This window comes from Bacillus sp. 1780r2a1, from assembly GCA_024134725.1.
Taxonomy (GTDB): Bacteria; Bacillota; Bacilli; order Bacillales; family Bacillaceae_H; genus Priestia; species Priestia aryabhattai_A.
The window spans coordinates 2146439-2160151 of the sequence record CP099863.1; the positions used below are offsets into that span (position 1 = coordinate 2146439).

Below are 13713 nucleotides of genomic sequence, written 5' to 3' on the forward strand. Positions count from 1 at the left end.
TACTATTCAGGTAAAAATAGATTATTTATCAACTGAAAACTGAAGAATTTAGCACTATTCAGTCCTATTACGTCAATCTAAACGCTTTCTTGACGGTTTTGTGCTAGAAAATGTAATTTTATTTTATATAATGTAAATTAAGGTAAGTACGGGAGCTGAATAAATTGAAATTGTATACCAGAAAAAACTCTTCACGTTCTGTGAATTATTATTCAAAAATTTTATTCATCATTTTAAATACAATATTAATAATTAATATCTTTGTTAGTTTCTTCACTATTTCTATTACGAGGCAACAGAGTATTGATTATATTACGAATACCGTTAATCTCTATTTAAAAGACACATTAAGAAAACTAAATGCAATTGATCATTTTATGATTTGGACTGTAAAGCACGAACCCTTAATTAAGAATATTGAAAATGCTCAAGATATGTCAGAATTACCTAAAAGTATCAGTGATTTTAGGTTAAGAATAAATGATTTTCAATACTCTACCGGTAAAGAGTATCAATTCTTTTTAGCATTAAAAAAAGAGAACTACTTTTTTAATAGTTCTCCCATTGAAATGAAGTATTCTGAATACCTTAAAATAAAAGAATTCTTTTTAACAAAAATACCGACTTTGAATAATTATGAACATTTAAATACTTGGACTCCCCTAAGGATTAACAATAAATACTATCTATATCATTTATTAGAGTACGAAAATAGAATGTTTATTTCATTAATATCTGTAGATGATATTCTATTGCCTCTAAAAGACATAGACTTAGGTCATAATGGAACCATCATAATGGAACATGGTAAATTTGGCTTTTTGTCTGGCTCAAATCAAATAAATGTATTTAATAAGGAAAAATCAAACAATTTATTTAATAGTTCCCTATTATTTAAAGGAGACAATACTTCTTTACCATTTAATTTACATGTATCTATTGATCATTTTAGTGCATTTAAAAAAGTTGTTATTGCTCAATTTGCTCTTATAGTTGCCACAATTATTATCAGTTTAATATTATTCTTGATACTTCGCTATATAAGAAATAGAGTAATATCGCCGATCCAAAAGTTTTCTGAAAATCTAACTGATCTCAATCAGAATAATGAATCGATTGATTTTGAGAGTAGCAATATTACGGAACTTGAACAAGCCAATGTACAATTCAGGGGTTTAATAAATGAAATAAAAAATTTAAAAGTAAATATTTACGAACAAGAAATTGAAAAGAAGCAAATTCAAATGGACTTTATGAAATTACAAATCAAGCCACACTTTTATTTGAATTGTTTAACGACCATTTATAGTATGGCTCAAATGGAAATGTATAAAGAAATAAAAGAAATGGCATTAACAACATCCAAATATTTCAGGTACTTATTTCAAACAAACCAGAACTTTGTAAAACTTGAAAAAGAATTAAACCATATTGATGATTACTTATCTATACAAAAATTAGTACATGGAGACGCTTTTCTTTTTGATATTTTTATTGAAAATGAGATTGAAAATACGAAAGTTCCGCCTTTAGTGTTGCAAACATTTATTGAAAATACGATGAAATATTCTGTTTCTTTAGATGAACAAATCAAAATTTCTTTAAGAATAGATTACATAGATAACAAAAAATTTATTAAAATGACTTTAAAGGACAATGGCCCCGGATTTCCTCCTGATATATTGGATAAGCTCAAGAATAATATTCCATTAACTAATAAAAATGGTAAACAGATTGGTATCAACAATGTTATTCAAAGACTCGGGCTACTTTATAGTGGAGAATTTTCAATTGAATTTTCTAATCATTTTGATGGTGGAGCTGTAATTGAGCTAATTATACCTTACCTTATTTATGAGGAGTGAATAGTATGAATGTATTGATTGTTGACGATGATCGATTTGTCGTGTCAGCTTTAAAACACAAAATTAGTTGGAATTCTTTAGGGATTTATCAAATTTACACTGCTTATAATATTCGCCAAGCGAAAAAGATATTTGATGATTACCCAATCCATATCTTAATATCTGATATTGAAATGCCACAAGGTAGTGGCCTAGAATTATTGGCTTGGATAAGAGCAGAGGGGTTCAATGTACAAGCTATCTATTTAACTAACTTTGCTGACTTTAACTACGCACAAAAAGCAATTGAACTTCAAAGTTTTGAATATTATCTAAAACCAATTGAATTCGATAAACTTGAATTAATTATAAAAAAAGCAGTAAATAAAGTGAAACTAAGTCAAATGAAAGAAGATGCTATAAAGGTTGGACATTACTGGCAACAAAACAAAGAAGAACTAGTAGAGCATTTTTGGCACACTTATTTAAAAAGCAATGATTCTTTGACTAGTGAAGCACTTCAAGAGCAACTAAAAATCAAACAAATCGATTATTCAATGGATGATTATTTTTTGCCTCTCTTACTTAATCTGTTCCCATATACATTAGTTAATAATAGAGAAATTAAGTCGCTATTAGATACAGAAAGTGATTTTCAAAATAAGTTAAAGCCTATAATTAATGAAACGTTTAACAATGACTCCTTCCGTTTAGATGGTTTACTGATATTAAACAAAAATAAAGATGAGTATCTCGCCATTTTCAAATTATTAGATTATACTTCTCAAGTTTCATCGGCTGAGTTGATTTTTTCCTGTAATCAATTAATTAAAAGCATTAATAACAAATTAAACTGTGATGTTCAATGTAGTCTCGGAGTTATAGGTCCTATAAGTAACATTCAATATGCTGTAAAGGAACTTCAAATTATGAGGAAAGAAACTGTAGATTTTAGAAATAAAGTCTTGCTCTTTGAAACTTACAAAAAAGATGTGCCAAAATATGTCGAGCCAAATTTACAATTATTAGACTATTACCTCGAAACTAGTAATAAATTAAGTTTCATTAATAAATGCCATCAATATCTCACAAACCAATTTGATAACAATGGGTTAAATTATCATGTGTTATCTAGCTTTAGACTAGATATTGAACAGTTAATTTATACGCATTTAAAGAAAAAAGAAATTCTTGCAAATAAGTTATTCCAAAGGGAGATTGGTGACTTTTTATTAAAACAATCGGCTAGATCAATAGATGATTTAATAATATATATTTCGTATTTAATTGATGTATCTTTTGATTATATAGCATTTACTAACTCACAAAAATCCTTTGTCCAGACAATTTGTGATTATATTGATCAAAACTATTCAGAGAATATTACTAGAACGAACTTAGCGAAGATAGTTTACCTTAGCCCAGATTATATTGCGAGATTTTTTAAAAAAGAAACTGGAATTTCACTTATTAATTATATTATTAAAAAACGAGTCGATATTGCGAAAGACTTGCTCACAAACACAAATCTTCCCATTCATGTCATTTCTGATAAAGTAGGCTATGGAAATTATTCATATTTTACAAAGCTATTTAAAAAAGAAACTGGTTATACCCCTGTTGAATTTCGCAGAATGAGCGATTCAAGTAGTAAATACTAATTGTTTCATTAGTTCAAAATTAGATTTTAGAAATAGGGCCACAGACATCTCTTAAGAATTTGAATTTCCTCCTACTTTCTCTCTTTAAAACAGAATTCGCTAATGCAGCAAATTTTGTATCATTTGAACTATTAAAGCTAGAGCTGAATGATTATGTTCATTAGTTTAATCATGTAAGAGTTAACGGGAGTTAGATATATAACTCCCGTTAACTCTTATAAATTTTGTCCGACCTAGTATTGACATATTAAATTTTGATTCCTTAAACCTTTTTAGATTTTTTAGATATTAAAGATAACCGCCGATGCAACCAAGTAAGCAATTGAAAATAAGCTTACTAAAAAAACGAAGGATGCAAAAAGTAAAACATTGGCGTTTTTCTTTAGTGTGATTCCGCTTCGCGATAAGCTAGAGAAGCCTAATAGTGCTCCTCCTAAGATTGCTATTAATCCAAACAACGGATGAATTATACTTGCCATCCATATCCCCGCTCCAAAAATGATTAAAGCAAGAACTGGATTAAACATACGAGTTACAGTCATATCAACCCACCCTTCCTTCTATATAGTTACTATTTTAACAGAAAGTGGATGATGGTTAATAGAGGTCTTTTTGCTTTCTAACCGTTTATCTTATTTACAGCTACTTTTCGTTCTCCACGTAACTTATATGTTTTCCAACCGATATATAAAGCAGTGATAATTACAAAGCCAATAAGCAGTACGGATTGGTAATCTGTAATGATTTTAATTACAGTTTCCGTATCGCCATCATAAAAATGACCTATACTTAAAAACAGAAAGGTTGTCGGAGCAATTCCGGCCATGGTTAGTAATGTATACAAGCGAAGATTCATGTTGGAAGCGCCCGCTAGGAAAGGAACAACATTCCCTAAATGAAGAGGGCTTGAAATCATGACGCTCCAAATGCCATATTTGCTAAAATGAGCTTTCGCTTTTTTTAACCCTTCCCTTTTCGCAGGGCTTAATCTGTTCTCCAATGAATCTCCTAGTTTGTATCCAATAAAATAAGGAAGATAACTACCTACGGCATATAAGAAGCTGCCTAACAGAGAAATCACAACGATTTCAAACCAGGACAAATCTAAAATAAAGCCTACCGTTACGATAAAGAATGTTCCAATAAAGGGAAACGCGCTTCCTTCAATAAACAAAGAAAGGAGTACACCCCAAATCCCCCACTCTTCTACAAAATTTAATATAATTTCAGTCATACGATCTTCTCCAACTATGTTTTGTATGTACTAAGTATAGAGAAGAATTCAATGTTGAAACAGCAGCCCCAGCATCAATTTCAACTACGTCTTAGGTCTTAGTCAACGTTTAATTGTTAAGGGAGTTAGCACTTCAATATAAGGACATACAAAAAAGAACCGCTGGCTATTTCTATAAGCCATCAGCTCTCTTTTACTATCTTTCAGCTCTTTTGGTTTCTATGTTAGAACACAATGAATACCGTTTTCGTTGAAGGCTAGTGGTGGAACAGTTAACAATTCAGCTTGAATAGTAGAAGATGAAGGTAGTAGAAGAAATGAATTAAGCGGTGTTTCTTAATGAACGTTTCTCCTATGCTCTCAGCTCATAATTGAAAAGCTGCTGCAAATAAAAGTTTTCCGTTTCTTCTCGTTTCCCAGTCAGGTATTCTTCTAACCCGACTTCTGTTAATCGAACAACTCCCTCACTTTTCACCCCGGGCATTTCTTTTCCAATGTCCATTACCATGACTAAATTATAATGAGAGGGCGTTACGAGATAGCGTGCAACCGTCACATCTTTGCGCTTTCCTACATGACCATAGCGTAATACGACTTTCCAATACTTCCATTCCATAAAAGCCCCTCCTCAAAATGTTAGTTTATTTTCAAGCTTTCATTGTTGAGATTAACTTTGTAACCACTTTTATATTTCAGAAAATTCAATCTTTTAATAGTTAATTCCATTATAAACCAAAAGACTTATTATCTCAATAAATAATCACGAAAAGAAAAGTTTATCGCTTTTCTTTATAAAAAAACCCATTACCTGCATAAGGCAATGGGTTCTCTTCTAACTATAGTATTCTCTCAATTATAAACTGATTCCTTCTCGCTCAAGCCAAGCGTATGTGAAGTTGATGCGTAAATCTTCTCAAAAAACGCTGGATTGTCAGAAAGCGACATGCCGTATGATGGAATCATTTCTTTGATTTTTCGCTCCCAAGCGTTCATTTGCTCTGGGAAGCATTTTTCTAACACTTCAAGCATGACGTGAACAGCAGTTGAGGCTCCAGGTGATGCACCTAAAAGTGCGGCTACGGTTCCGTCTGAAGAACTTACAACTTCTGTACCAAATTGCAGCGTTCCTCTTCCGCCAGCTTCCGTATCTTTAATAACCTGTACGCGCTGACCAGCTACAACAATATCCCAGTCTTCTCCTTTTGCATCTGGAATAAATTCACGCAGCTCTTCCACACGCTTTTCATTAGACAGCATAACTTGTTGAATTAAGTATTTTGTAAGGGCCATTTCTTTAACCCCAGCAGCAAGCATTGTTAGAATATTGTTTGGCTTCACTGAGCCAATAAGATCTAAATTTGAACCTGTTTTTAAGAATTTCGGTGAGAACCCGGCAAATGGTCCAAACAGCAGCGCTTTTTTGTTTCCAATATAGCGCGTATCTAAGTGAGGTACTGACATTGGTGGTGCACCCACTTTTGCTTTTCCATACACTTTGCCATGATGCTGCTCGATAACCTCCGGGTTGTTACAGACCATGAAGAGTCCACTTACTGGGAATCCACCGATACGCTTTGACTCAGGAATACCTGTTTTTTGTAAAAGCGGTAAGCTTCCTCCACCAGCTCCAATAAAGACAAACTTAGCTTGATGGTATTCAGTTATGCCCGTGTTTAAGTTTTGAACTTTAAGCTCCCAAAGTCCATCACTTGTACGTTTAATGTTTTTCACGCTGTGTCGATAGTTAAGCTCTACATTTTTGGTTTTCAAATGGTCAAATAGCATGCGCGTTAAAGAACCAAAATTGACGTCTGTCCCTTCATCAATTTTAGTTGCCGCAATTGGTTCAGTTACCTTACGACCATTCATAATAAGTGGGACCCATTCTTTTAACTTGTTTGGGTCATCTGAAAACTCCATTCCTTTAAATAACGGATTCTTTGAAAGCGCTTCAAAACGCTTTTTCAGAAAGGAAACATTTTGATCCCCTTGCACCAGGCTCATATGCGGAATTGGCATGATAAAGTCTTTAGGATTACCAATTAAGTTGCTGTTTACAAGGTAAGACCAGAACTGCCTTGATAATTGAAACTGTTCGTTAATCTTTACTGCCTTCGTAATATCGATAGATCCATCTGCTTTTTCAGATGTGTAGTTCAGCTCACATAATGCAGAGTGCCCCGTTCCTGCATTATTCCATTCGTTTGAACTTTCTTCTCCCGCGTCTGTCAGTGACTCAAATACTTTAATTTTCCACTCAGGTGCCAGCTCTTTGAGTAACGACCCTAAAGTCGCGCTCATAATACCGGCGCCTATTAAGATAACGTCTGTTTTTGTCTGTACGTTGCTCATGATAACCTTCCCCATCCCCTAAATTTTCAAAAAAGATGTAGATGTTCCCTTTTTTAATTAGCTATGCTGAGACGTGATGTTGGAACCTATCTTTTTTGCCACTACTATAACTATATCACAGTCTAATTGTATGATGATTAGAAACTATTCAAAAGTGATGAAAAAGTAAAAAAATTTCGCATCTAAAACACCAAAATCACTTTTAAATAGGGTGTTGATAATAATATCATACTACAACTGTAGCATCTTTTTCCAAACATTTTAAGAAGTAAAACGTCTTTTATGTGCATTTTGTGCATTTTGTTCATTGAATTTTGTCGTTATCTAGTAATCTTCTACATAATCAGGTAGAATATAGAAAATATTAACACTGGAGGTTCGCATGAGTGAATTAAATATTGATATCGTCTCCCTATTTAGCGTATTCACAAGGGCATGGTCGCTCCACTCTAGCTCAAAATGGACGAAAGAAAACCCAGCCAAAGGTCAGTGTGGGGTCACATCTTTAGTAATCCACGACTTGCTTGGAGGAGATATTGTAAAAACACCTGCTGCTGGAGGTTGGCACTTCTACAACCGGATTAATGATGAATACCATGACCTAACCGCTTCGCAGTTTGATCAACCTATACCGTATCAGCATATTCCTTCAAGTCGCAGTGAAGCTTTTCAAGATACAAATGCCCAACAGTATGTCTACTTGAAAGAACAAGTTAAAATAAACCTTCTACATAAATGGGGTGAAGTAAGTGAATCGTGCTCCTATTATCCAAGGTGACAAAGTAATGCTTCGTCAACCCATTGATCGTGACGTTGATGATTATCTTCAAATAGAAACACATCCAGAGCTTGTCCGTATGTATGGCGGTACCTCATCCGATATTCAGCCCAAAACAAGAGAGCGTGCATTAAAATTTGTCGAAGCTATTCGTAAAAACAAACTTGAATGGTGCGTAGAATATAACGGCCGCTTCGTTGGTCAAGCCAGACTTGTGATGAATGAACGCGACAACCGTGCCCGCTACGCAATTGGCTTATTTGATCCGTCCGTTTGGAATCAAGGTCTCGGCACTGAAATTACGCGCCTTATCTTACAGTACGCTTTTCACGAACTGAAGCTGCACCGCATTGATTTACGCGTACTCGCTTTTAATAAACGTGCTATTGCGTGCTATCAAAAGTGCGGCTTTATGCAAGAGGGCGTTGAGCGTGAAGGTGCGCTCATCAACGGCGTATACGAAACGGACATTATCATGAGTATACTAGACCGAGAATTTGCTGGTTCGCTGTTATAGATTACAGTTACTATTAAATTAATTATGCCTAGCCTACTCACAACATAAAGGATTTTTCTAACAGTTATCTAAATAAATGCTTATTAAAGTTAAAATAAAAACTTATCAATTGGTAGCTATTAGTGGAGGACAAATGAAAAAAGTAATTGATATGATTGATTCAAGCACAAAGGTTTCCGGAGTGTCAAAGCTCCAATTGAAAAGAATAGAAAAAGAATTAGGCGCTTTATTCCCAGATGAATATAAAGAGCTTTTTCTAGAAACGAATGGCGCAATATTTGGTAATTGGGTGCTATTTTCTCTTCCAAGCGATGAACAGCTAGCAGTTTCATCTGACATCGTAAAACACAACACTGTAAAAAGACCTGAACACATACCCAGCGATATGATTTGTATTGGTGAAAACTCAGATGGAGATAAATTATGTTACCGTGTTAGGAAAAAATTTATGCAGGAACAGATCTATGTTTGGTATGCTAAAACAACAAAAGTGGACTGTAAATCATTAAATTTATTTACTTTTATCGATTGGCATGTGCCTAAAGCGTATACTAAGAAGCCCAAAGTACTTGGGAACTTTACAGTAACTAGTGGAGAGTTCATTGTTTCTGATCCATATTATATGCCAAATGAAGAACGGGAACTTCAAATCAAGCTGACCAATGTAAAAAACGGAAAATGGACGGCTGCACTATCATATACAGCAGAAGAAGTTGTCAAACATTTAACGGTATATCACGGAGAAAAGAAGCCAGCTGGAAAATGGGCTCTTTTTGACAAGTTAATTGGTGTTGACTCTGCTCAAGCTGGAATTTTTGACTATGCATCGTTGATCAGTAATGAAGTAAATTACGTAGAGGATATAGACGCTTCAGGTGTGCAAGGAATAGCAGTTTCAAACGGCGCAGTCTCAACATCTGGTTATGGTGACGGAATGTACGAAGTAAAAGTAAAATATAATCGCCTAAAAGAAATTGTTGGCGTGATGATTATTTTTGAAGATGAGGAATAACCATCTTCACTTTCTTACAAGCAAGTACTATTAAAACGCAAAAAGGACGCTAAAAAATAGCATCCTTTTTGTGTTTAATTTCAACTATACTCGCTTACTTATTATGTATATGTTAGTCGCTTTGTTTATCAGGTGATATTTGCAGCTTCTCCAATGACTCTATCTGTTCATCAATTCCGCCCAAATCCTGCTCAATATCTGTTTTTAAACTATCGAATCGCTCCGAAATATCTTTTTTCATTCTCTCTAATTCTGCGATAATATCTTTCATCTTTTTTCCTCCGCTTTTCGTCAGTCTAACTCAACGTTTTTTGCGCTGATACCAAATAGTAAACCCGTAATTTTAAAAAAACGTTATGCTAAGAAGTAAAATTCCAACCATTATTTAAATGGGGAAACTTCCTAGGATTGGCTTATTATTTATCATTTTACAATTTTAGCATAAGTATCTCTTGTACAGTATGATTCAATTGAACCATATCATCTTACTGTGATAAGTAGTTCAATTCCCTTTTGTAAACTTAAACATACTAGCCAGCACATGATACCTATGGCTAAAGCAGCTATAAGCGGAAGTTGATGCTTCAATGCGATGAAGACACCAACAAGCATGACGATAGTCGCAGGCAAGCCAATAATAACCCCCCATATAAACTGCTGAAGCTGAGCGGATGATTGCCCTTGAACAGTTAACCAAACTACGCTTAGCAAGCTGACTAGCGGAAGCGCAGCTAGAATGCCACCGTACAGAGGAAACCTCCTAGCAAGTTCGGTGATAAGTCCTATGATTAGCGCAGAAGTTAAGATTTTAACGGCCGTATACATCTTTAGCTACCTCGCTTAGTTGTTGAAACACATGCATTACCTTTTCTTGCTCAGCAGAAGTGAGTTGATTAATTACATGCTCTAGCTTCCCACTGTCTAACTGCGTATTTAAACGCATAACTTCTTCTCCTTCTTTCGTTAGCTGAATAGTAACAACTCGCTGATCTATTGATGACCTCGTCTTAGAAACCCAGTTATTTTTCTCCAGCTTCTTGATGTGTTCAGAAGCTGTATTATGAGAAATTGAAAATCTCTCTGCAATGTTTCTCACAGTTAATGCTCCTTCTTTTTCAAGCGTTTGTAAAATGCGGACGCTTTGATGTGATATCTTTTCATCGTGCTCAGGTCGTAAATAATAATAAATTGACGTGAAGTGTTCATTTAGCTTTTCCATGTCTGATACCCACCTTTATATCGCATAATAAGATTATATCTGTTAATACGATATAAAACAATAAAAAATGAACCTTCACTCCAATGTGAAAGCTCTTAAATGATAAAGAAATAGGCACCAAATATAAGTGAAATGATAATAATAAATACTCCAAGAAGTATCATACTGATGACGGGAGGACGAAATGTTTGATTATTGATATCTTTAATTTTTTTAACATATACAGCTGCAGATAAAATGATTGTAACAATCCCTACAGCTACAGATACTAGGCCAATTAAAGTTGCCAGTTGATTACCTAGTGGTGATAACGTTGATCTCATTGTAAAGTGTAGATTCGTTACTAAAAATCCTACACCAATAATTGAAATAGCCGTTCGGATCCAAGCTAGAAACGTACGCTCATTGGCGAGATGCTGCTGAATATACTTTGAATCTTTCGTTGTTTCTTTAGCTTTTATATCTTGATTATTCATCTCATCCCTCCTCCTTTTGATTGTCCTAGTAGCTTTAGCTTTTCTTGGATGTGTGGAATAAATTCATTTTATACCCATAAGGGTATATTGGTCAACAGATAAATTATTACTATGTTTCATTCAAGGTATAGATTTCATCTATTCCTTTTTCTACAAAATATGTATATTCATTACTTGTTTGTACATCTTAACATAGTGTACTTATCAGATAAGGAGTGATATGATGTTTTTCCACATAAAAGAACTTCAATATAAAGCAAAACCTACTCAACCAGATCCCGTTTATGCAAAAAAGCTCCAAGAAGTATTAGGTGGACAGTACGGAGAAATTTCTGTTATGATGCAATACTTATTCCAAGGTTGGAATTGTCGAGGAGAACAAAAGTATAGAGACATGCTTCTAGATATCGGCACAGAAGAAATTGGTCATGTTGAAATGCTGGCAACGATGATTGCACAGTTATTGGACAAAGCACCAGTAGAAGAGCAAGAACAAGCAGCTCAAGACCCTGTTATTAAGAGTATTATGGATGGAATGAACCCGCAGCATGCAATTGTAAATGGTTTAGGAGCGAGCCCGAACGATAGCACTGGTTATCCTTGGACTGCTCGCTATACCATTTCTAGCGGAAACTTATTAGCAGATTTTAGAGCAAATCTTAACGCAGAAACACAAGGAAGACTTCAGGTCGTTCGTCTTTATGAAATGACAGACGACCCGGGAGTTAGAGATATGCTTTCTTTCTTAATCGCTCGAGATACCATGCATCAAAACCAATGGGCGGCAGCTATTGAAGAGCTGCAAGCAAAAGAAGGATTTGTTGTTCCTTCTACCTTTAATAAAGAATATGAAAAGCAAGAAGTATCTCACCAATTCTTGGATTTTTCTAAAGGAACAGAAAGTAAAGAAGGCAGATGGGCAAGCGGACCTTCCATTGATGGCCAAGGAGAGTTCACTTATGTTGAAGATCCTAAAGCAACTGGTCAATCTCCAGTGCTTAATCCAGCTCCTGGTTATATTCACGGAACACCGAAAACAAAATAAATTAAAAGAGGCTGGGACAAACCCCAGCCTCTTTCCTACTTACTTAAAGTTCTTCTCCATTACTTTCAATCACGCGCTGGTACCAATAAAAGCTATCTTTTTTCGAACGATCTAGCGTTCCGTTTCCTTCATCGTCAAGGTCCACATAAATGAATCCGTAGCGCTTTGACATTTCGGATGTAGAAAAGCTGACTAAGTCGATCGGTCCCCAAGCTGTGTAGCCAAGGAGCTCTACTCCATCGGCAATCGCTTCTTTCATTTGTTCAATATGCTTTTTCAAGTAATCTATGCGATAGTCGTCATGAATTCTGCCGTCTTCTTCGACGTTATCAAATGCACCAAGTCCGTTTTCCACAATAAACAACGGCTTTTCATAGCGCTCATAAAACATATTCAATAGGGTGCGCAAGCCAACGGGATCAATCTGCCATCCCCAATCTGATGCTTCTAGGTACGGATTTTTTAAATTAGTTAAAATGTTGCCTACTGCTTGTTCACCAGCTGTTTCAGGTCTTGCTGACACCGTTGACATATAATAACTAAGCGAAACAAAATCTACAAGGTTGTTCTTTAAAATATGCTCATCTTCTGGATGGATATCAAGCTCAATATCGTGCTCTTTAAAGAAGCGATTCATGTATGTTGGGTAATGCCCCCGCGCTTGAACATCCGTAAAGAAAAACGTCTTGCGCTGATCCGTTAACGCCGCTTGTACATCTTCCGGGTGCGGACTGTCTGGATAATTAATCATTCCAAGTACCATACAGCCAATTTGAGCATCTGGATTTATTTCATGGCATGCTTCTACTGCTTTTGCGCTTGCCACAAGCTGGTGATGAGCTGCTTGAAATGTTGCTTCTAATAACTTTCCTTCTTCAACCTGGTCTCGAAGCATACCTCCGCTAATGAAGGGACTCATTAAAATGGAGTTGATTTCATTAAACGTAATCCAATATTTTACCTTATCTTTATATCGTTCTAACACAGTTCTAGCATAGCGTGTAAAATGCTCGACTACTACGCGATTCTTCCAGCCTCCGTATTCAAGAGATAAATGTAGAGGCATTTCATAATGAGACAGAGTTACAATTGGTTCAATGCCGTTTTTTCTTAATTCATCTAATAAGTCATCGTAATAAGCTAGTCCAGCTTCGTTAGGCTCTGCTTCTACACCGTTTGGAAAAATACGCGTCCACGCAATGGAAATGCGAAACGTTTTAAAACCAAGCTCTTTAAATAACGCAATATCTTCTTTATATCGATGGTAAAAATCAATGCCATAGCGTTTAGGGAAATGTCTATTTTCTTCGTCTGCTAATGCGTCTTTAACTTCTTCTGATGTTGGGAAAGGCAGGTGGAATTTCTTGCGGTCTTCCGGTTTCACACGTTCGATTACGTCATCAACTGATAGCCCTTTTCCACCTACATCAAATGCACCTTCAATTTGATTTGCTGCCGTTGCTCCTCCCCATAAAAAGTTATCCGGGAACTTTAATGTTACGTTTGCCATATATGAGCACCACCCTTTTATAATCTAGTGTCATTGTATAAATTTTTGCTGTAAGAATATAGATT

Annotated in this window: 15 protein-coding genes; 6 read left to right on the forward strand and 9 right to left on the reverse strand. The window is 35.2% G+C overall.

Annotation, left to right across the window (positions count from 1 at the left end):
- Positions 1-164 precede the first annotated feature (164 nt).
- Both NIZ91_10770 and NIZ91_10775 read left to right on the forward strand, forming a co-directional pair.
- Positions 165-1865 (forward strand): histidine kinase, encoded by a 1701-nt coding sequence (locus NIZ91_10770; protein USY53248.1) that lies wholly within the window; start codon positions 165-167, stop codon positions 1863-1865.
- Positions 1866-1870: 5 nt separating this feature from the next.
- On the forward strand, positions 1871-3505 hold the full coding sequence (locus NIZ91_10775; protein USY53249.1) for a response regulator: 1635 nt from the start codon (positions 1871-1873) through the stop codon (positions 3503-3505).
- A 281-nt stretch (positions 3506-3786) separates the two neighbouring features.
- On the opposite strand, the gene NIZ91_10780 is transcribed toward NIZ91_10775, so the two are convergent.
- From NIZ91_10780 to NIZ91_10795, 4 genes are all read right to left on the reverse strand, one after another.
- Positions 3787-4047 (reverse strand): hypothetical protein, encoded by a 261-nt coding sequence (locus NIZ91_10780; protein ID USY53250.1) that lies wholly within the window; start codon positions 4045-4047, stop codon positions 3787-3789.
- 77 nt (positions 4048-4124) lie between these two features.
- Positions 4125-4739 (reverse strand): VTT domain-containing protein, encoded by a 615-nt coding sequence (locus tag NIZ91_10785; protein ID USY53251.1) that lies wholly within the window; start codon positions 4737-4739, stop codon positions 4125-4127.
- 352 nt (positions 4740-5091) lie between these two features.
- Positions 5092-5355: a hypothetical protein gene (locus NIZ91_10790; GenBank protein USY53252.1), complete on the reverse strand. Its 264-nt coding sequence runs from the start codon at positions 5353-5355 to the stop codon at positions 5092-5094.
- A gap of 233 nt (positions 5356-5588) precedes the next feature.
- A complete protein-coding gene (locus tag NIZ91_10795) occupies positions 5589-7091 on the reverse strand; it encodes a malate:quinone oxidoreductase (protein ID USY53253.1) in 1503 nt (500 codons plus the stop codon).
- A 382-nt stretch (positions 7092-7473) separates the two neighbouring features.
- Here NIZ91_10795 and NIZ91_10800 point away from each other — a divergent pair, with 382 nt between their 5' ends.
- The 3 genes from NIZ91_10800 to NIZ91_10810 all read left to right on the forward strand — a co-directional run bounded on the left by NIZ91_10800 (position 7474) and on the right by NIZ91_10810 (position 9398).
- Positions 7474-7869, forward strand: a complete 396-nt coding sequence (locus NIZ91_10800; protein USY53254.1) for a hypothetical protein — start codon at positions 7474-7476, stop codon at positions 7867-7869.
- Positions 7841-8386: a GNAT family N-acetyltransferase gene (locus NIZ91_10805; protein USY53255.1), complete on the forward strand. Its 546-nt coding sequence runs from the start codon at positions 7841-7843 to the stop codon at positions 8384-8386. Before NIZ91_10800 ends, NIZ91_10805 begins: the two co-directional genes overlap by 29 nt.
- 133 nt (positions 8387-8519) lie before the next feature.
- Entirely contained in the window at positions 8520-9398 is an 879-nt protein-coding gene (locus NIZ91_10810; GenBank protein ID USY53256.1) for an SMI1/KNR4 family protein, read from the forward strand.
- A gap of 112 nt (positions 9399-9510) precedes the next feature.
- On the opposite strand, the gene NIZ91_10815 is transcribed toward NIZ91_10810, so the two are convergent.
- From NIZ91_10815 to NIZ91_10830, 4 genes are all read right to left on the reverse strand, one after another.
- Positions 9511-9669 carry a hypothetical protein gene (locus NIZ91_10815; protein ID USY53257.1) on the reverse strand — a complete coding sequence of 53 codons (159 nt, stop codon included), beginning with the start codon at positions 9667-9669 and terminating at the stop codon, positions 9511-9513.
- A 209-nt stretch (positions 9670-9878) separates the two neighbouring features.
- On the reverse strand, positions 9879-10223 hold the full coding sequence (locus tag NIZ91_10820; protein ID USY53258.1) for a DUF3147 family protein: 345 nt from the start codon (positions 10221-10223) through the stop codon (positions 9879-9881).
- Positions 10207-10617 carry a MarR family transcriptional regulator gene (locus tag NIZ91_10825; protein USY53259.1) on the reverse strand — a complete coding sequence of 137 codons (411 nt, stop codon included), beginning with the start codon at positions 10615-10617 and terminating at the stop codon, positions 10207-10209. The genes NIZ91_10820 and NIZ91_10825 overlap by 17 nt, the downstream gene beginning before the upstream one ends.
- Positions 10618-10712: 95 nt before the next feature.
- Complete coding sequence (locus NIZ91_10830; protein ID USY53260.1) at positions 10713-11093, reverse strand: DUF202 domain-containing protein; 381 nt, start codon at positions 11091-11093, stop codon at positions 10713-10715.
- 223 nt (positions 11094-11316) lie between these two features.
- On the opposite strand from NIZ91_10830, the gene NIZ91_10835 reads away from it, so the two are divergent.
- On the forward strand, positions 11317-12138 hold the full coding sequence (locus tag NIZ91_10835) for a manganese catalase family protein (protein ID USY57147.1): 822 nt from the start codon (positions 11317-11319) through the stop codon (positions 12136-12138).
- A 43-nt stretch (positions 12139-12181) separates the two neighbouring features.
- Here NIZ91_10835 and NIZ91_10840 read toward each other — a convergent pair whose 3' ends face one another.
- Positions 12182-13648: a glycoside hydrolase family 1 protein gene (locus NIZ91_10840; GenBank protein ID USY53261.1), complete on the reverse strand. Its 1467-nt coding sequence runs from the start codon at positions 13646-13648 to the stop codon at positions 12182-12184.
- Positions 13649-13713 lie beyond the last annotated feature (65 nt).